The organism is Alteromonas sp. 1_MG-2023, assembly GCF_030547075.1.
Classification (GTDB): domain Bacteria; phylum Pseudomonadota; class Gammaproteobacteria; order Enterobacterales; family Alteromonadaceae; genus Alteromonas.
Genome location: NZ_JAUOQH010000006.1, coordinates 1 through 16,567, shown reverse-complemented (window position 1 = coordinate 16,567; position 16,567 = coordinate 1). Strand labels below are relative to the sequence as shown.

Annotated in this window: 18 protein-coding genes and 2 tRNA genes; 18 read left to right on the top strand and 2 right to left on the bottom strand. The window is 44.3% G+C overall.

Features of this window, described 5'->3' with window-relative positions:
• The first annotated feature begins 157 nt into the window (after positions 1-157).
• The 4 genes from Q4561_RS08200 to Q4561_RS08185 all read left to right on the top strand — a co-directional run bounded on the left by Q4561_RS08200 (position 158) and on the right by Q4561_RS08185 (position 3,981).
• Positions 158-439 carry a calcium-binding protein gene (locus Q4561_RS08200; protein ID WP_303459059.1) on the top strand — a complete coding sequence of 94 codons (282 nt, stop codon included), beginning with the start codon at positions 158-160 and terminating at the stop codon, positions 437-439.
• A 232-nt stretch (positions 440-671) separates the two neighbouring features.
• Positions 672-2,051 (top strand): sensor histidine kinase KdpD, encoded by a 1,380-nt coding sequence (locus Q4561_RS08195; protein WP_303459056.1) that lies wholly within the window; start codon positions 672-674, stop codon positions 2,049-2,051.
• Between the two features lie 2 nt (positions 2,052-2,053).
• Positions 2,054-2,638, top strand: coding sequence for a hypothetical protein (locus Q4561_RS08190; RefSeq protein WP_303459054.1), 585 nt, complete (start codon positions 2,054-2,056; stop codon positions 2,636-2,638).
• Positions 2,639-2,640: 2 nt separating this feature from the next.
• Positions 2,641-3,981, top strand: a complete 1,341-nt coding sequence (locus Q4561_RS08185; RefSeq protein ID WP_303459051.1) for a sigma 54-interacting transcriptional regulator — start codon at positions 2,641-2,643, stop codon at positions 3,979-3,981.
• A gap of 214 nt (positions 3,982-4,195) precedes the next feature.
• On the opposite strand, the gene Q4561_RS08180 is transcribed toward Q4561_RS08185, so the two are convergent.
• Both Q4561_RS08180 and Q4561_RS08175 read right to left on the bottom strand, forming a co-directional pair.
• Positions 4,196-4,684, bottom strand: coding sequence for a GAF domain-containing protein (locus Q4561_RS08180; protein WP_303459049.1), 489 nt, complete (start codon positions 4,682-4,684; stop codon positions 4,196-4,198).
• Positions 4,685-4,859: 175 nt separating this feature from the next.
• The gene (locus tag Q4561_RS08175) at positions 4,860-5,783 is read right to left on the bottom strand and encodes a DUF72 domain-containing protein (RefSeq protein ID WP_303459047.1); all 924 of its coding nucleotides are present in this window, start codon (positions 5,781-5,783) and stop codon (positions 4,860-4,862) included.
• 162 nt (positions 5,784-5,945) lie between these two features.
• Between Q4561_RS08175 and aspS the strand changes: the two genes are divergently transcribed.
• From aspS to Q4561_RS08105, 14 genes are all read left to right on the top strand, one after another.
• Positions 5,946-7,706, top strand: a complete 1,761-nt coding sequence (aspS, locus tag Q4561_RS08170; protein WP_303459045.1) for an aspartate--tRNA ligase — start codon at positions 5,946-5,948, stop codon at positions 7,704-7,706.
• Between the two features lie 3 nt (positions 7,707-7,709).
• Positions 7,710-8,150, top strand: coding sequence for a dihydroneopterin triphosphate diphosphatase (gene nudB, locus Q4561_RS08165; protein WP_303459041.1), 441 nt, complete (start codon positions 7,710-7,712; stop codon positions 8,148-8,150).
• A complete protein-coding gene (ruvC, locus tag Q4561_RS08160; RefSeq protein WP_013784876.1) occupies positions 8,150-8,668 on the top strand; it encodes a crossover junction endodeoxyribonuclease RuvC in 519 nt (172 codons plus the stop codon). Before nudB ends, ruvC begins: the two co-directional genes overlap by 1 nt.
• Positions 8,669-8,785: 117 nt before the next feature.
• Positions 8,786-9,406: a Holliday junction branch migration protein RuvA gene (gene ruvA, locus Q4561_RS08155; RefSeq protein ID WP_013784875.1), complete on the top strand. Its 621-nt coding sequence runs from the start codon at positions 8,786-8,788 to the stop codon at positions 9,404-9,406.
• Between the two features lie 98 nt (positions 9,407-9,504).
• The gene (ruvB, locus tag Q4561_RS08150) at positions 9,505-10,509 is read left to right on the top strand and encodes a Holliday junction branch migration DNA helicase RuvB (RefSeq protein WP_303459036.1); all 1,005 of its coding nucleotides are present in this window, start codon (positions 9,505-9,507) and stop codon (positions 10,507-10,509) included.
• A 458-nt stretch (positions 10,510-10,967) separates the two neighbouring features.
• A complete protein-coding gene (gene ybgC, locus Q4561_RS08145; RefSeq protein ID WP_303459035.1) occupies positions 10,968-11,366 on the top strand; it encodes a tol-pal system-associated acyl-CoA thioesterase in 399 nt (132 codons plus the stop codon).
• On the top strand, positions 11,356-12,048 hold the full coding sequence (tolQ, locus tag Q4561_RS08140; RefSeq protein ID WP_303459033.1) for a protein TolQ: 693 nt from the start codon (positions 11,356-11,358) through the stop codon (positions 12,046-12,048). Before ybgC ends, tolQ begins: the two co-directional genes overlap by 11 nt.
• Positions 12,049-12,086: 38 nt before the next feature.
• Positions 12,087-12,512, top strand: coding sequence for a protein TolR (gene tolR, locus Q4561_RS08135; protein ID WP_303459031.1), 426 nt, complete (start codon positions 12,087-12,089; stop codon positions 12,510-12,512).
• Positions 12,513-12,520: 8 nt separating this feature from the next.
• On the top strand, positions 12,521-13,300 hold the full coding sequence (gene tolA, locus Q4561_RS08130) for a cell envelope integrity protein TolA (protein ID WP_303459029.1): 780 nt from the start codon (positions 12,521-12,523) through the stop codon (positions 13,298-13,300).
• A 40-nt stretch (positions 13,301-13,340) separates the two neighbouring features.
• Complete coding sequence (gene tolB, locus Q4561_RS08125) at positions 13,341-14,660, top strand: Tol-Pal system beta propeller repeat protein TolB (protein WP_303459403.1); 1,320 nt, start codon at positions 13,341-13,343, stop codon at positions 14,658-14,660.
• Between the two features lie 40 nt (positions 14,661-14,700).
• Complete coding sequence (gene pal, locus Q4561_RS08120; RefSeq protein WP_126871858.1) at positions 14,701-15,267, top strand: peptidoglycan-associated lipoprotein Pal; 567 nt, start codon at positions 14,701-14,703, stop codon at positions 15,265-15,267.
• Positions 15,267-16,055, top strand: a complete 789-nt coding sequence (ybgF, locus tag Q4561_RS08115; RefSeq protein WP_303459027.1) for a tol-pal system protein YbgF — start codon at positions 15,267-15,269, stop codon at positions 16,053-16,055. Before pal ends, ybgF begins: the two co-directional genes overlap by 1 nt.
• Positions 16,056-16,390: 335 nt before the next feature.
• Positions 16,391-16,466: transfer RNA gene (locus tag Q4561_RS08110), tRNA-Lys, on the top strand.
• Between the two features lie 24 nt (positions 16,467-16,490).
• A tRNA-Lys gene (locus Q4561_RS08105) sits at positions 16,491-16,566 on the top strand.
• Position 16,567: the final 1 nt, after the last annotated feature.

The window sequence follows — 16,567 nt, the reverse complement described above, 5'->3', positions numbered from 1 at the left end:
TCTAGATACAATAAAACTTAAATTAGCGGTCTACTTTCGTTTAAGTATATGATTATTAATTGTAATATATTGTTGGCTTAATTTTAGCTTATAGTAAATCAGATTTATCGAAGTTAGTTGTAAAGGATTTATAGTCAAGCAGTAATGCGGAGGATTCATGATGAAACGGCTAGAGAAGGTTTTTCTGATTTTAGTTACTATCGCCGCTATTCAAGCGTTATCGGTGGTTGAAGCGCACGCGTCACCGGCCAAAACCTTGATGCAGCAGCTAGATACCAACAAAGATGGGCAAATATCGCTAAAAGAAGCGGTTCGTCACACTGAGCTTTTACGTAATTTTGGCTTAATTGACGATAACGAAGATGGCAAGTTGACGGAAGCCGAGTTAGCGAAGAGTAAACTGACCCCAGGAAATACGAAAATCGCTGTTAGCAAGTAGGCGTCAATATCGATTTGGTGCATACAGCTAACTGAAGGTGCCAACAGCGGGTAGAGTGCCAACAGCGGGTAAAGTGCTTACAGCGAGTTAAAGGTGCCCACAGTCAAAAACGGGCGCCTCATAAATATAATATTTGATAGCCTAGCAGAAGCGACTGCCAGCGCGTATTTGAAGGAATACTCCTCTGATTGAGAAATTTTCATTTGGTGAACGGCTAGTTCAGCTAGGCTCATTGAGACAACTTACACTAGGTAGCTTTCTACTAGCACTCATTCCCCTTATCGCTCTTTTATGGCAAAGCCAAAGTGACTTGGCCAAAGTGGGGCAAATGACCACGTTGGAAACCCGATACGTGGTTGACGTTGTGGGCGATATGCAGCGCTTAGATGGTGCTGTGGTGGATTTAGAGCGAAGCATTCGCCAGTACGCCGTTATTAGAACCGAAAAAGTGGCCACACTATCTGATAACGCCCTCGATCAATTTGCAATTGCCGCAGATAACCTTTGCCAAGCTCTTTCTGTGCAAAGAACTTGTGATAAATTATCTGAACAAATTGGCAGCCTTTCCGAATATCGGTCTATTGAAGACCAACTTCTATTGAACGCGTATCTTGCCAATGTTTCTCGAAGTGTGTCACAACTTCGCGACGACGTTGAACTTGCCATTTCTGAACGTGTCAAAGTGCAGCAAGACGACTTAAATGCCATGCAAGCTAAGCAAGCTTGGTCTACTGCAATGTTGGTGAGTGTTTCCTTGCTGCTTATCCTTTTAGGAAGCCAACTCATTGTTAATCCGGTTAATAAGTTAAAACAAATTATTCGAATTGTCGCGCATCAACAAGGTGAGCTTCCCCCCTTGTCTCGTCAAGCGCCACGAGAATTAATAGATGTGGAGAAAGATCTGCATTGGCTGTACGATCGCCTTGGTCAGCTAGAGCATATTCGGACAGCATTACTGCGTCATGCTGCTCATGAGTTAAAAACGCCTTTGGCCAGTATTAAAGAAGGGTGTAGTTTATTATCTGAAAACGTTGTGGGTGAGTTAAACGACCCTCAACGTGAAGTGTTATCGTTATTAAGCGCCAGCACACAACGGCTAAATACGCTCATTGAGAAGTTGCTCGATTACAATTTATTATTGCAGCAAGCCCAGCCTGATATAGTGTGTACTGATGCGAAAAAACTGGTTGATGCGTGTTTAGGTGATTACGCCTTAGCGCTTCAAGAGCGTGAGGTTACCGTTTCAGTTGAAAGTAAAAATATTTGGGCTGATGAAGAATTATTCAGGCGAATACTGGATAATTTAGTGTCTAACGCGGTAGCGCATGGCGCTGTAGGTCGCCCCATTAATGTACATATATATTTAAATAATAACTTTGCTATATTGGACGTTGCAAATCGAGGCAAGCGGATTGCTAAAGAGTCGGTTGCAACACTGTTTGAACCTTTCACCCGAGGCGCAGACCCCAGAAACGACAACGTAATAGGCACAGGATTAGGTCTATCTATTGTCGCGGATTGCGCGCGACTCATGCATGGTGACGTGCAGGTTGTCGATGTGGATTATGCTGATGTTTGCTTCAGGGTGACGATTCCTCAACAGGAAAAATAAAAATGAGAATAAGTTGTATGATACTGGCCCTGACACTGTTGTCGGGTTGCAGTGTGTTGTCTAAGCAGCCAATTGAACAAAAAGTTGAAGTTCCACCCCCCCAGATTATTGAAGTGGTTGTAGATGACGATATCTGTCTGTTTACTACTGAACCAGAAAACTTCGATCATAACTGTGACATGTCTTATTGGCTGGAAGTGTGGCTTGAAGCCGATGCTACGCCGTGGATTGAACGTAAAGCCCAACTGGCAGCGCTTGGTCAAAGCCAAGAAGATAAAATTCGCGGTTATCTTTTATCTTTGTCCAGTGATACCCCATATCAAGATAGGCTACGGGCCCAACTTACCATTGATGATTTAATCCCAGAGTTTACCGACGCAGCAGCGCTGCTCGTTCAAGTTGTGGTAAGTAAACCCAACAAGCAACTAATGGAGCTAGAATCGGCGTTAAGTGTATTAAGTAAAGAGAGTACGCACCGAGGCCAAGAATTACAAAAGCTGTATGCTGAGCTTAAAGCTCAGCAGAAAAAACTAGAAGAATTACTCCAAATTGAAACGACACTTATGGACAAAAACAGGAACAACTAACAATGAGTGAAAGTAGTAAGAACAAGCCCCATTTATTGTTGGTTGATGATGATAAAAGTTTACTTCGCCTGTTAACTATTCGCCTTGAAGGTGAAGGTTATCAGGTTACTGCTGTCGAAGATGGCCATGCTGCGTTAAGAAAGTTACAAAATGATGCGTTTGACGTAGTACTTAGTGATTTGCGCATGCCAGGCCTCGATGGGTTAAGTTTATTTGAAGAAATCATGGGCATTCGTAAAGATATCCCAGTGATATTGATGACTGCTCACGGTACGATTTCTGACGCGGTAGCTGCCACTCAACGTGGCGTATTTGGCTTTCTGCCAAAGCCAGTAGATCACGACGAACTACGTACGTTAATGCAAAAGGCGTTGAGCCAATCTCAAGCGGCACAACCAGGCGATTGGGCGAAAAGTATTGTTACCCGCTCACAAGAAATGCTTAATGTACTCGACCAAGCTTATCGGATTGCCCAACGTGAAGTTAGCGTTCTGATTAGTGGCGCAAGTGGTACAGGTAAAGAGCTTCTTGCCAATGCAATGCATCAAGCGAGCGACCGGCGGGATAAGCCTTTTGTTGCCATTAACTGTGGTGCACTTCCAGAAAACTTACTTGAGTCTGAATTATTTGGTCACGCTAAAGGCGCATTTACTGGTGCCGTTGCTGCTCACCCCGGCTTATTCCGTGAAGCCGATGGCGGTACGTTATTTTTAGATGAAATTGGCGATATGCCAATGACACTACAAGTTAAATTATTACGTGCATTACAAGAGCGCCAAATTAGGCCTGTAGGCAGTAGTAAGCATGTGGATATTGATGTTCGTATAATCTCAGCTACCCACAAAGACTTGCTGAAAGAGATGGAAGAGGGCACTTTTAGGGAAGATTTGTACTACCGCTTAAATGTGGTGAACTTAAAGCTTCCTTCATTGAAATCTCGTAGTGAAGACATACCGCTACTTGCTCGCTCGCTACTACAGCAAAGTGCCCAGCGCCACGGTGTGAACGTAAGCCAGTTTTCAGACGATGCCATGCAACTGCTAGTGAAGTCATCTTGGCCTGGAAACGTGCGCCAATTAGTGAACGTGGTAGAACAATGTGTTGCCTTAACACAAACTCCTGTTGTGCCACTGCACCTTGTAGAGCAAGCACTGTCAGCCACCAAACAGAGTTGGCCAACCCTTACCGAAGCTAGAGATGCTTTTGAACAACAGTATCTAAATAAGCTATTGAAAATGACTGACGGCAACGTAACCCGTGCGGCAGAATTAGCGGGTCGCAATCGTACCGATATGCACAAGTTAATGAAAAAGCATGATTTAGATGCAGGAGACTTTCGTTAGCACAAGCCCCTAAGCAATTAGAGATCAAAGCAATTAAAGATCAAAGGAATTGAAGGGCTAAAGTATTAACAGGCTTAGGTATTGAAGATCTAAGCTATTAAACGGCTAAGATAATCATTGAAGCAAACAAAAAGCTGCCACTAAACGTGGCAGCTTTTTTCGTATAGAGAAACAGAAAGCAAAAATGGGGGAAAGTGGATTAGCAATGGCTAACCTACCAACTATTCCCGTTTATAATATCTTGGGCTTTTTTCGCCATATCTTTGAGCATACTAATGTCTGAAGGTGGAAACTCTCTAGGCTCATCATGGATGACACATAAGGTGCCAAGCTCGTACCCATCGTTTGAGCGAAGAATAGCGCCTGCATAAGCGCGGATATGCGGTTCGCCTTTCACCAATGGTCCGCCAGCAAAACGGCTGTCTTTAGTGGCGTCGGTCACAATCAAATATTCTTCTTCTGCTATCGCGTAAGTGCAAAACGAAATATTGCGTGGTGTTTCGGACACATCTAAACACTGGCGAGATTTAAACCACTGTCTGTCTTCAGCAATTAAACTTACCAAGCATATTTTGCATTTGAAATATTCTTGAGCGGCTTTAGTTACTGCATCTAGTTGAGCGTCGGGTTTAGTGTCTAGAATATTTAAATTTTCTAGGGCTTTTAATCGCAAGGCTTCGCGATCAAGCTTTGGTGGTTCCATTAATAATTTCACTTAAATAAAGAGTTACTATTGAGACTGTCTCAATAGCCGTCAGTTTATAGGAAGGAAAGAATAAGCACTAGTTAATATTCTTAACGTATGGTCAGGCTTTCGCTATCTTAAATAGGTGTAACAGAAACATTTTTTGCGAAATTTACTCGCATCTGAATGCGCGTTAAAACAAGGCATTTTGGCTAGGCTGCGCTTTAATTGCCAGATTAGGAATTGCCGCATCACCATGCTTATTATTGTACAAATCAATAAACTGCTGCGCTAACCACGGAGCATCTTTGTTATCAGGTCGATGACAAAAGAAGTACGGGCTTTTTCCTTCTAGTCGCCATTGATGAATCTTATTCACCCAAGGCGTTAAGCACGCAATATTATCTTCATCATTATCATTTCCTACAAAACGAACAACAGGGTTATTTGCGGTGGCAATCACATTCACTGGCACTCTCGGTTTTTTGTTCCGCACCTCACGTAAAAGCGCACTGTCGCTAGAGTTTGTATCAGCACCGGTAAATAACGCGCGGGTGTCCATAATAATACGGTTAGCGTTGTACTCAATTAATAACTGATTTAACTGCTTTTCTTCATCGCCTTTACCAAAAAAAGCCAAATGTCTTACTTCAACCGCAACGGTAATATGTTGTGGTAAAAGGTGTAAAAACGCAGCCAATCGTTCTAGTTTTTCAGGGCCAAAGCTTGCAGGTAGTTGAAGCAGCATCACGCCTAATTTATGCTCAAGTGGCGCTAGCATGTGTAATTGTTCATTCACTTCATCTTCGCAATGCAGTAATTGATGAACGTGGGTAATCTGTTGGTTGAATTTAAAGGTAAATGAAAAATCGCTACCTACTGATTGTTGCCAGCGTGATACGGCATCAGAATGGGGAAGAGAATAAAAGGTCGTATTTCCCTCAACCGTATTGCACTCCTTGGCGTAATGAACCAATTGATTGTCACTTTTAGGGTAATTAGCAAACCAGGTTTTTGGCCAATGACTATGCTGCCACTGCGGCAACCCAATAAATACCTTGGGTAGCGGCGAAGAAGTTGATAATTTAGTTACTGTAGGATTGTTTGTATTTGTCATTGGGCTTTACTGCGCATTTGTTTATACTATGCGACCTTAATTTAACACATAGTGCATGATGGCAAGGGGCGCGAGCGCCACATTGTAGAGTAATGGCAAGCAGGTTCAAGGGTTTGCCTACCATCGTGTAACGCAAGATAAGAATATCAGGGGTCAACGACCATGCGCACAGATTACTGTGGGAACATCGATTCATCATACATTGGGCAAGAAATCACCCTGTGTGGTTGGGTAAACAAACGCCGTGACTTAGGTGGCGTAATCTTCATCGACTTACGAGACCGCGAAGGTATCGTTCAAGTGGTATTCGACCCTGATTTACCAGAGGTATTAAGTGTAGCGAATAAACTTCGCGGTGAATTTTGCGTGAAGCTTACCGGTAAAGTACGTGCTCGCCCTGAAGGCCAAATCAATAAAGATATGCGTACTGGCGAAATTGAGATTTTAGGCACAGGCTTAGAAATCATCAATCGCTCTGATGCGCTGCCACTTGATTGGAACCAAGAGAACTCCGAAGAGCAGCGTTTACGCTACCGCTACCTTGATTTACGTCGCCCTGTTATGAGCCAGCGCTTACAGTTTCGCGCTAAAGTAACCGGTGCAGTACGTCGTTTCTTAGAAGGCGAAGGCTTTCTAGATATTGAAACTCCTATTTTGACCAAAGCGACACCTGAAGGTGCTCGTGATTACTTAGTACCTAGCCGTACCCATAAAGGCGAATTCTTTGCATTGCCGCAATCGCCGCAGTTGTTTAAGCAATTGCTGATGATGTCTGGCATGGACAGATACTATCAAATCGTAAAGTGCTTCCGTGATGAAGATTTACGTGCAGATCGCCAACCAGAATTTACCCAAATCGATATCGAAACTACGTTTTTAGATGCCGATGGCGTAATGGCTATTACTGAAAGCATGATCCGCGACTTATTCAACACCATGTTGAACGTAGATTTAGGCGACTTCCCACGCATGACCTACGCCGAAGCAATGAAGCGTTTTGGTAGCGATAAGCCTGATTTACGTAACCCGTTAGAGCTTACCGATATTGCTGACTTACTTGAAACCGTTGAGTTTAAAGTATTCAGTGGCCCTGCTAACGATCCTAAAGGTCGTGTTGCTGCTATTCGTGTACCAGGCGGTGCGAGCATGTCTCGTAAGCAAATTGACGAGTACACCAAGTTTGTAGGTATTTACGGCGCGAAAGGCTTAGCGTGGATGAAAGTAAATGAAATGGCACCAGGCCAAGAAGGTTTACAATCACCCATTCTTAAGTTCCTAAGTGAAGATATTACCGACGGTATTTTGCAGCGCACTGGCGCGCAAGCTGGCGACATCTTGTTATTTGGTGCTGACACTAACACGGTAGTTACCGAAGCCATGGGCGCACTTCGCCTTAAACTAGGTGAAGACTTTGAGTTATTAGAAGGTGAGTGGAAGCCGTTGTGGGTTGTCGACTTCCCAATGTTCGAAGAGTTCGATGGGCAGCTGCATGCTATACACCATCCGTTTACTGCACCTCGCGGCTTAACTGCAGAAGAGCTTAAAGCTAATCCTGTTGGTGCATTGTCTGATGCCTACGACATGGTATTAAACGGTTGCGAGCTTGGTGGTGGTTCAGTACGTATTCACAACGAAGAAATGCAATCGGCCGTATTTGGCATTTTGGGTATAGATGAAGAAGAAGCGAAGAACAAGTTCGGCTTCTTACTTGAAGCTTTACGCTTTGGTGCACCGCCTCACGCAGGTTTAGCCTTTGGTTTAGACCGCTTAGTGATGCTAATGACTGGGGCGACCTCAATCCGCGATGTAATGGCATTCCCTAAAACCACGACAGCGGCATGCCCATTAACATCTGCGCCAAGCCCTGCGAATCCAAAGCAGTTGGAAGAGTTGGCGATTGCAACGGTAAAAAAGCCGTCGTAAACGATGGCTTATAAAAAGCCCGAGTCAGTCCTTGTGGTGCTGTATGATCAGCACCACAAGGTACTTTTGCTACAACGCAATGACGACCCTGAATTTTGGCAGTCAGTCACCGGCGCAATGGAAGACGGTGAACTACCTATTGAAACCGCATACCGAGAAGTGGCGGAAGAAACAGGGATTGACGCCAGACAGTTGTCTATTGAAATGTTTAACCACAATAGACAAAACCAATACGAAATTCGCAGCCGCTGGCTGCATCGATATCCCCCCGGAACACGGTTTAACACCGAGCACGTTTTTTCTCTTCAAGTAGACAGTACCTTGCCGTTGGTGCTTACTGAACATTTGCAGTATGAGTGGGTAGATAAAGCACAAGCATTAGCGCGACTTTGGTCGCCTTCTAACAAAGAGGCGGTATCAATGTTTGTACCAAACGTACCTTAATGGTTATACTGGGTATAGATCCAGGTTCTAGGGTTACAGGCTACGGCGTTATTGAGCGTAAGCAGGGTAAACTTGTGTATGTGGCGAGTGGTTGTATTCGCGTAGGAACGGCAGATTTGCCGTCGAGACTTGCCAATATCTATACCGGTATTAGCGATATTATTCGTCAGTATAACCCTGCGCAGTTTGCTATCGAGCAAGTGTTTATGGCAAAAAATCCCGACTCTGCATTAAAGTTGGGGCAAGCCCGCGGTGCCGCGATTGTAGCAGCCACGCAAGGCGAATTGCCAGTAGCAGAATACTCGGCTAGGCAAATTAAACAGGCAGTAGTAGGCAAGGGTAGTGCAGATAAAACGCAAGTGCAGCACATGGTGAAGCACTTGTTGAGTTTAAGCGGTACACCGCAAGCTGATGCTGCTGATGCCCTTGCTGTGGCGCTATGTCATGCCCATACCGAGCAAAGCCTGATTAATATGGCAGGGCAAGCGCGTAAAACCGTGCGAGGCCGTTTACGCTAGTTGCTTTGCTCATGTATAAAAAGCATGCGTTTTTGTAACCACTTTTTTATAACGAATAGAACCTTCCTATAAGTTTTATTTCCTCTGAATTGGGGAAATACCAGTAAGAGAGCATTCATGATTGGACGTATTCGCGGTACATTGGCCGAAAAGCAGCCCCCAGAAATTTTGGTAGATGCAAACGGGGTAGGCTATGAAATTCATATGCCTATGACCAGTTTTTATCAACTACCAGCTGTGGGTGAAGAAGTCGTTGTGTATACCCATTTCGTAGTGCGAGAAGACGCGCAATTACTGTTTGGTTTTGCTGATAAGATGGAACGGGGCTTGTTCCGTGAACTGATAAAAGCCAATGGTGTGGGCCCTAAATTAGGCTTAACCATATTATCGGGCATGTCCGCAGGTCAGTTTTTATCTGCGGTTCAAAATGCCGATGTTTCTGCATTAGTGAGCTTGCCAGGCATTGGCAAGAAAACCGCAGAAAGATTAGTGGTTGAGTTAAAAGACAGATTGGCGAAATTTGGTAAAGTACAAAGTATTGCTATTCCACCGCCAAGTGGCGACTTACTTAATACCAATACCTTGGTGGAAGTAAACGACACACGTGAAGACGCCCAGAGTGCGCTGGTGGCACTTGGTTATAAGCCAGCTCAGGCAAGCAAACTTATCGATAGCGTGTATAAAGAAGGCATGGAAAGCGAGTCGCTGATTCGTGAAGCTTTAAAAGCCGCTATTTGAAGCTAGTTAATCCAAGGTTCAAATAAGCTAAAGCTAAAGCCAAAATTTGCCAAGAACGATAGACCTACGTTGCCGATTTACCTTAAAGCAGAGCCCTAATGATAGAAGCTGATAGACTAATTACGCCCGATGCGAGCACCGAAGATGAAGTTATCGACCGTGCTATTCGCCCTAAAATGCTTGATGATTATACAGGTCAGCCTCATGTGTGTGAGCAGATGGAAATCTTCATTCAGGCTGCTAGAAAGCGTGACGATGCCCTCGATCACTTGCTCATATTTGGCCCGCCAGGGCTAGGCAAAACCACCCTAGCAAATATTGTGGCGAACGAGATGGATGTAAGTATAAAAACCACTTCAGGCCCGGTACTTGAAAAAGCCGGTGACCTAGCGGCACTGCTTACCAACCTTGAACGCAACGATGTACTCTTTATTGATGAAATTCATCGCTTAAGCCCTGTGGTGGAAGAAATTCTGTATCCGGCCATGGAAGACTATCAATTAGACATCATGATAGGCGAGGGGCCAGCAGCCCGTTCTATTAAGCTAGATTTGCCACCTTTCACCTTAGTAGGTGCCACCACTCGTGCAGGTTCGCTTACATCGCCGCTGCGAGACCGTTTTGGCATAGTACAACGACTAGAATTTTATTCGGTCAAAGATCTCACCACCATTGTTGCTCGTAGTGCTAGTTATCTGAATTTAGATATGAGTGAAGAGGGCGCCAATGAAATTGCTCGTCGCTCTAGAGGTACACCGCGTATTGCTAATAGGCTGTTGCGCCGAGTTCGAGATTACGCAGAAATTAAATCTGATGGCACGGTAACCGTTGATACGGCGGCTAAGGCATTGGATATGCTAGATGTAGATAAAGAAGGTTTCGATTACATGGATCGGAAATTGCTTTGTGCCATTATAGAGAAATTTGATGGTGGCCCAGTAGGGCTAGACAACTTAGCAGCAGCAATTGGTGAAGAGAAAGAAACGATAGAAGATGTGATTGAGCCTTTTCTTATTCAGCAAGGCTTCTTACAGCGCACGCCGCGTGGACGTATCGTCTCGCAACGAGCCTATCTTCATTTTGGGTTCTCACCTTCTACTTAGCAGCCTACAGATTGAATGCTTGTATGAGCAAACCTTACGTTTGCTCGCACTCGTTCTACCTATACTTGCTATGTCACATCACTTTTCTTCAGGCAAAAAAAAGCCCGCTCAATGAACGGGCCAAAACAACAAGTGTTAAAGGAAATAAATCCAGGGAACTCATGTCTAACAGGAGAAAAACTCTTGCATAACCGTGTGATACACCATTACGCTCTGTAGGACTGATGCTGCGTATTATAGGCTTAGTTCGATTTCTTACAATTGAGTAAAATTGTTTTTTTGCCTTAGAAAAACTAATGTGTTGCGCAGGTGTTAATGGTTTATCATTTAATCATTAAATATAGCTAATCACTATGTGTAGCTGAGGTTGAGAGTAATGAGTTTGGTGGGGTGAAGTGTTAATATGCAGCTGGTGAACTGGTTAATTGATGAATTTTATTGACGGTGAAAGAATATTTATGCATTTACACCAAGTAAGAGTGTATTACGAAGATACCGATGCAGGTGGCATTGTTTATTATGCCAACTACCTCAAGTTTATGGAAAGAGCTAGAACTGAGTGGCTTAGAGGCTTAGGCTTCGAACAAGACATATTAATGGAACAATCAGTGGCTTTTGTCGTCAAACGCGTTGAAATGAATAACTATGCGCCTGCGCGATTCAATGATCTGTTGAGTATTGAAACACAGGTTGTAGAATTGAAAGGGGCGAGTATGTCGTTTCAACAAACCATCAAAAATAAACAAGATGTGACTCTAGTATCAGCCGATATTCGAGTTGCTTGTGTCAGTCTGGACACTATGAAGCCCAGACGACTACCACGTACATTGTTAGAGGAAATTTCGCGTGTCATCTGATCTTACTTTTATCGGCCTATTTTTGCAGGCCAGCTTTATTGTTCAACTTGTTATGTTGCTTTTACTCGGTGTTTCAGTGGCGTCTTGGACGTTTATTTTTCAGCGTAGTAGAGCACTTTCAAGTGCACGAGAAGAGATGCGTCAGTTTGAAGACAAGTTTTGGTCAGGTGCTGATTTAAACCGTCTTTATCAAGAACTTTCTGCCCGCCCTAATTTATCAGGTATTGGCACCATCTTTTGTGCCGGCTTTAAAGAATTCGTACGCATACGAAAGTCAAATACCGGTACTAATGCGATAGTAGATGGTACATACCGTGCTATGCGGGTCACTATGTCTCGCCAGGTTGAAGAGTTAGAAAGTCGCCTTCCGTTTCTAGCAACAGCAGGTTCAATTAGCCCGTATATTGGCTTATTCGGTACGGTTTGGGGGATCATGAACGCCTTTATCGCGCTAGGTGAAGTTCAACAAGCTACGTTAGCCATGGTTGCACCAGGTATTGCCGAAGCATTGATTGCAACTGCAATAGGTCTATTCGCGGCTATTCCTGCAGTTATTGCCTATAACCGCTTTAGTCACCAAGTTGAAAAGTTAGAAAACAATTATGGCAACTTTATGGAAGAGTTCTCCGCCATTCTTCATCGCCAAGCAGTTGCCGGGCAAGCTCAGCAACCCGAAGTTTAATGCTTAGTGAATAACTCACAGGTGAGAGAGGAATTATTATGTATGTGAGAAAGCGCCGTAGGCCGGTTTCTGAAATTAATGTGGTGCCTTACATTGATGTTATGTTGGTGCTACTTATTATCTTTATGGTAACGGCTCCCCTTATTTCCCAAGGGGTAAAAGTCGATTTACCTAAAGCCAGCGCTAATCCAATTGAGCAGGAAGATAATCCCCCCATTATTGCGTCGGTAGACGTGAAGGGCCGGTATTTTCTTAATGTGGGTGGCGATCAAGAGTCGCCACTAGATCAAGAAGACTTAGCGGCATTGGTACAAGCTCAGTTACAAAAGGATCCTAATACGCCAGTGGTAGTAAAAGGAGATGGGCAAGTTGCTTATAACGAGGTCATTCAACTTATGGTGTTATTACAGGGCGCGGGTGTGCCTTCAGTAGGTTTAATGACAGATCCGGTTGAGCCAGAGTAGATTTATCGATGACTGCAAGTTCTATTGGCATTTATAAATCTATCGCGCTGCATTTTGCTGTGGCAGCAGTGTTGCTAATTAGCGTCAGCTTTTCGCCTTCTCCTATGCCGACGTTAGCTGTAAATGCGCCGGTGATTGAAGCCACCTTTATCGATGCTCAGGCCATAGCGGATACAAAGCGAGAACAGGCACAAGCTGAAGCTCAGGCCAGAGAAGCCGATGCGCAGAGAAAGCAAAAAGAAGCGCAGGCTGCTGAAGCAAAACGTCAAAAGGCCGCAGCCGCTAAGCGCGCGAGAGAGAAAAAGCAAGCTGAAGAAGCTGAGTTCAAACGTCAAAAAGAACTAGAGCAGTTGGCTGCGCAAAAGGAACAAGCGCGTAAAGACCGTGAAGCGAAAGCGAAAGCCGATGCTGAGCGTAAGAAAAAAGAAGCGGCTGAAAATGCTGAGATGGAGAGAATTATGCAAGAGCAACTTGCGCAGGAGCAAGCGGCTCAGCAACAACGTAGACGTGCACAGGTACTGACTGAAGTAGAGCGTTATACCGCGTTAATTCAACAGACCATTAAACGTAATCTCTATTACGACGACAGCTTTAAAGGCAAGGTGTGTAGACTGAATATTAAATTGGCTACCACTGGGTATGTGACGAGTGTACGTATCTTAGGCGGGAATGAGGCTCTGTGTAGAGCAGCTGAAAGCGCCGTACGCCGTGCTGAAGAGCTGCCCGTATCGGACGCAGCCGACGTTTACGAGCAATTAAAAGATATTAACTTAAAAGTGGAACTGTAGTGCAATGAAGAAAACAGGTTTATGGATAGCCGCCATCGCGATGGTATTTAGTGCCAAAGTATTCGCGACGTTAGAAATAGTTATTACAGAGGGTATCGACAGCGCCCGTCCTATAGGTGTTGTCCCTTTCAAATGGAAAGGCACCGGCACATTGCCTGGTGATATTTCTGAAGTGATCATGGCCGACCTTATGCGCAGCGGTAAATTTAGTCCGGTAGCGCCAAATAAAATGCCACAGATGCCCGAAAGCGCAGACCAAGTGAACTACTCTGCGTGGGCGACTCTTGGTGTAGATACTGTATTAGTAGGCAGTATAGCCCCCGAAGGTACCGATAAATATTTAGTGTCTTATCAACTGGTTGATGTACTAAAAGGCCAGCTAGACGGTGGTCAGTCTCAAGTACTACAAAATGGTGAGTTAGTGGTTAGCAATGAGCATGTTATTGCTGCCCGTCAATCAATCATTAGCCCCCGCGACTTCAGGCAGTACGCTCACCGCATTAGCGATGTTGTGTACGAGAAGCTTACAGGCGTACGTGGCGCATTTTTAACACGCATTGCTTATGTGATCGTACGAGACAGAGATGCGTATGAAAAACCTTACCAGTTAGTGATTGCAGACTACGACGGCGAAAACGAAACCCGTTTGTTGTCTTCGCCTGAGCCGCTAATGTCGCCAGTGTGGTCGCCAGATGGTGAGAAGTTAGCGTATGTAAGCTTTGAAAATCGTAGACCTCAAATATTCATACAGGATATTTATACTAGCAAACGTACAACGGTTACCGATTTCCCTGGAATAAACGGAAGCCCTGCGTTTTCGCCAGATGGCAAGCAACTTGCTATGGTTTTGTCGAAAGATGGTAATCCCGAGGTCTATGTTATGGATCTTGCGACAAAAAATTTGACCCGAGTAACGCGCAACCGCGCTATTGATACAGAGCCTTCTTGGCTGCCTGACGGTAGTGGTTTAATTTTTAGCTCTGAACGGGGTGGTAAACCCCAGATATATAGCGTAAATTTAAATTCTAGAAAGGTAAGGCGCGTTACCTTTGTGGGCGAACAGAACTTGGGCGCAACACTAACGCCCGACGGTAAGCAAATGGTAGTGGTTAATCAAACCAATGGAAACTACCATATTGCTAAGCAGGCGCTAGACGGTGGGTCTCCTCAGGTTCTAACAAGAACCTTTTTGGATGAATCTCCCAGTGTAGCGCCAAATGGTAGTATGATTATTTATAGTACGCTGCATGAAGGCACTCAAGTACTTTCACTTGTTTCCCTTGATGGGCGCTTTAAAGCCAGATTACCCGCAGCCGATGGGCAAGTGAAATCGCCGAGTTGGTCACCATTTTTGTTCTAACAATTGAAATATCAAACAATAACATTTAAGGATTAGTAGGATGCAAATGAATAAATTAATGAAGAGCTTCATTATCGCCTTGCCAGTGGTGACCATGATGGCCTGTTCGTCTGGCCCTAGCGAAGAAGAGCTAGCCGCTGAACGTAACCGTCTTGCACAAGAACAAGCACAAGCAGAGCAAGACGCTCGTCAAGCTGAAGCACAGCGCGTTGAAGCAGAAGCTGCACAACGTATGAAGCGTTCAGAAGAAATGGTTCAACAAGAAATGGAAGCGTTGAAAAACGAACAAACCGTTTATTTCGATTTTGACCGCGCGAGTATCAAACCTGAATTCCAACGTTTACTTGATAAACATGCCGCGTTCTTGGTTAAAAACCCTAGCACTAAAGTGACTATTGAAGGTCATACTGATAGCCGCGGTACGCCAGAATACAACATTGCACTTGGTGAGCGTCGTGCGCAATCTGTTGAAACTTATCTTATGAATGCCGGTGTAAGCAGCAGCCAAATTACGGTTGTGTCTTACGGTGAAGAAAAGTCTGCAGTAATGGGTTCAACTGAATATGCATTCGCGCAGAATCGTCGCGGAGTGGTTGTTTACCGCTAATGGCTTTTACAGCAATTAACTCTATTAAGCTAGGCGTCACCTTGTGTGCCGCCTTTGCTATTTCAGGTTCGGCCTTTGCACAAGCGCCTGTGGTCGACGCCAATGGCGGCAGCAATTTAGAACAGCGCATTGCTGTTTTAGAACGTATTGTGAAAAGCCGAACTGAAATGCAACACCGCTTACAAACACAATTGGACAACATGCAAAGTGAAGTTGACCAATTGCGTGGTTCGGTTGAAGTTAACACTAACGAGCTAGAAAAGGTGCTGGAACGTCAGCGTGAGTTGTACCTTGAAATAGACAAACGTGTTGAATCACTGAAACAGGGCGGTTTAGCTAACGCTAGTGGCGCTGGCCCCACGCCAAGCACTTCGGTAGGTGTTACCCCATCGACACCTTCATCATCCCCACAAGAGGGTGAGGACGAAGCGTATGATAGTGCGGTGAACCTAATTCTAAAATCTCGTGAATACGATAAAGCTATTCCAGCTTTCCAATCGTTTATCGAAAGATTTCCGAATAGTGAATATGCCCCGAATGCACATTATTGGCTAGGACAATTGTTGTTTAATAAACAGCAATGGGATGAAGCTATTGAGCAATTTGATATTGTATCTAACCGTTTTCCTGATTCAGTTAAGCGCCCAGATGCATTATTGAAATTAGGTGTTATTGCCGAACGTACAGGTGATAGTAATGGTGCTCGAAATTTCTTCCAGCAAGTCATTAATGAGTATCCGAGTTCATCCGCAAAGCGGTTAGCGGAATCCAGATTGAATAATCTTTAACAAAAAGGCCTTTCTAAACGAGAGGCTTTTTTTTCGCAGTTAAAAATAACTCCTTTTTTTTATGCTGAACCAAACGCTATTTTTATGAGTATATTTTCATGGAAATCGCAAAATTTACGCTTTTTTTTAGACTCAATTTGCGAGTAAATCGTCGGACTTAAAAAGTTTTGTAGAGGTTTTGTGGTAGGAATAATGCTCGATTTGTGTTGATTTTGAGCGGTTGAACGCTTTTTACTGCAAAAATCAAAATAAAAACGCCTTTTGGGTTGCGTCAAAAAAAAATCTGAGTATTATATGCCGCCGTTGCCAAGACACAGGCAACAACAGGAAAGATTGGGTCGTTAGCTCAGCTGGTAGAGCAGTTGACTTTTAATCAATTGGTCGCTGGTTCGAATCCAGCACGACCCACCAATTCTTCTCCTGGCTCCAAATGAAGGGTCGTTAGCTCAGCTGGTAGAGCAGTTGACTTTTAATCAATTGGTCGCTGGTTCGAATCCAGCACGACCCACCAT

Excerpts from the sequence above, each read along its gene's own strand:
- ruvB (WP_303459036.1), top strand. The coding sequence starts at position 9,505 with ATGATAGAAGCTGATAGACTAATTACGCCCGATGCGAGCACCGAAGAT.
- nudB (WP_303459041.1), top strand. The coding sequence starts at position 7,710 with ATGGCTTATAAAAAGCCCGAGTCAGTCCTTGTGGTGCTGTATGATCAG.
- Q4561_RS08200 (WP_303459059.1), top strand. The coding sequence starts at position 158 with ATGATGAAACGGCTAGAGAAGGTTTTTCTGATTTTAGTTACTATCGCC.
- Q4561_RS08175 (WP_303459047.1), bottom strand. The coding sequence starts at position 5,783 with ATGACAAATACAAACAATCCTACAGTAACTAAATTATCAACTTCTTCG.
- aspS (WP_303459045.1), top strand. The coding sequence starts at position 5,946 with ATGCGCACAGATTACTGTGGGAACATCGATTCATCATACATTGGGCAA.
- tolR (WP_303459031.1), top strand. The coding sequence starts at position 12,087 with ATGTATGTGAGAAAGCGCCGTAGGCCGGTTTCTGAAATTAATGTGGTG.
- Q4561_RS08185 (WP_303459051.1), top strand. The coding sequence starts at position 2,641 with ATGAGTGAAAGTAGTAAGAACAAGCCCCATTTATTGTTGGTTGATGAT.
- ruvC (WP_013784876.1), top strand. The coding sequence starts at position 8,150 with ATGGTTATACTGGGTATAGATCCAGGTTCTAGGGTTACAGGCTACGGC.
- Q4561_RS08180 (WP_303459049.1), bottom strand. The coding sequence starts at position 4,684 with ATGGAACCACCAAAGCTTGATCGCGAAGCCTTGCGATTAAAAGCCCTA.
- Q4561_RS08190 (WP_303459054.1), top strand. The coding sequence starts at position 2,054 with ATGAGAATAAGTTGTATGATACTGGCCCTGACACTGTTGTCGGGTTGC.
- ruvA (WP_013784875.1), top strand. The coding sequence starts at position 8,786 with ATGATTGGACGTATTCGCGGTACATTGGCCGAAAAGCAGCCCCCAGAA.
- ybgC (WP_303459035.1), top strand. The coding sequence starts at position 10,968 with ATGCATTTACACCAAGTAAGAGTGTATTACGAAGATACCGATGCAGGT.
- pal (WP_126871858.1), top strand. The coding sequence starts at position 14,701 with ATGCAAATGAATAAATTAATGAAGAGCTTCATTATCGCCTTGCCAGTG.
- tolA (WP_303459029.1), top strand. The coding sequence starts at position 12,521 with ATGACTGCAAGTTCTATTGGCATTTATAAATCTATCGCGCTGCATTTT.
- tolB (WP_303459403.1), top strand. The coding sequence starts at position 13,341 with ATGGTATTTAGTGCCAAAGTATTCGCGACGTTAGAAATAGTTATTACA.
- ybgF (WP_303459027.1), top strand. The coding sequence starts at position 15,267 with ATGGCTTTTACAGCAATTAACTCTATTAAGCTAGGCGTCACCTTGTGT.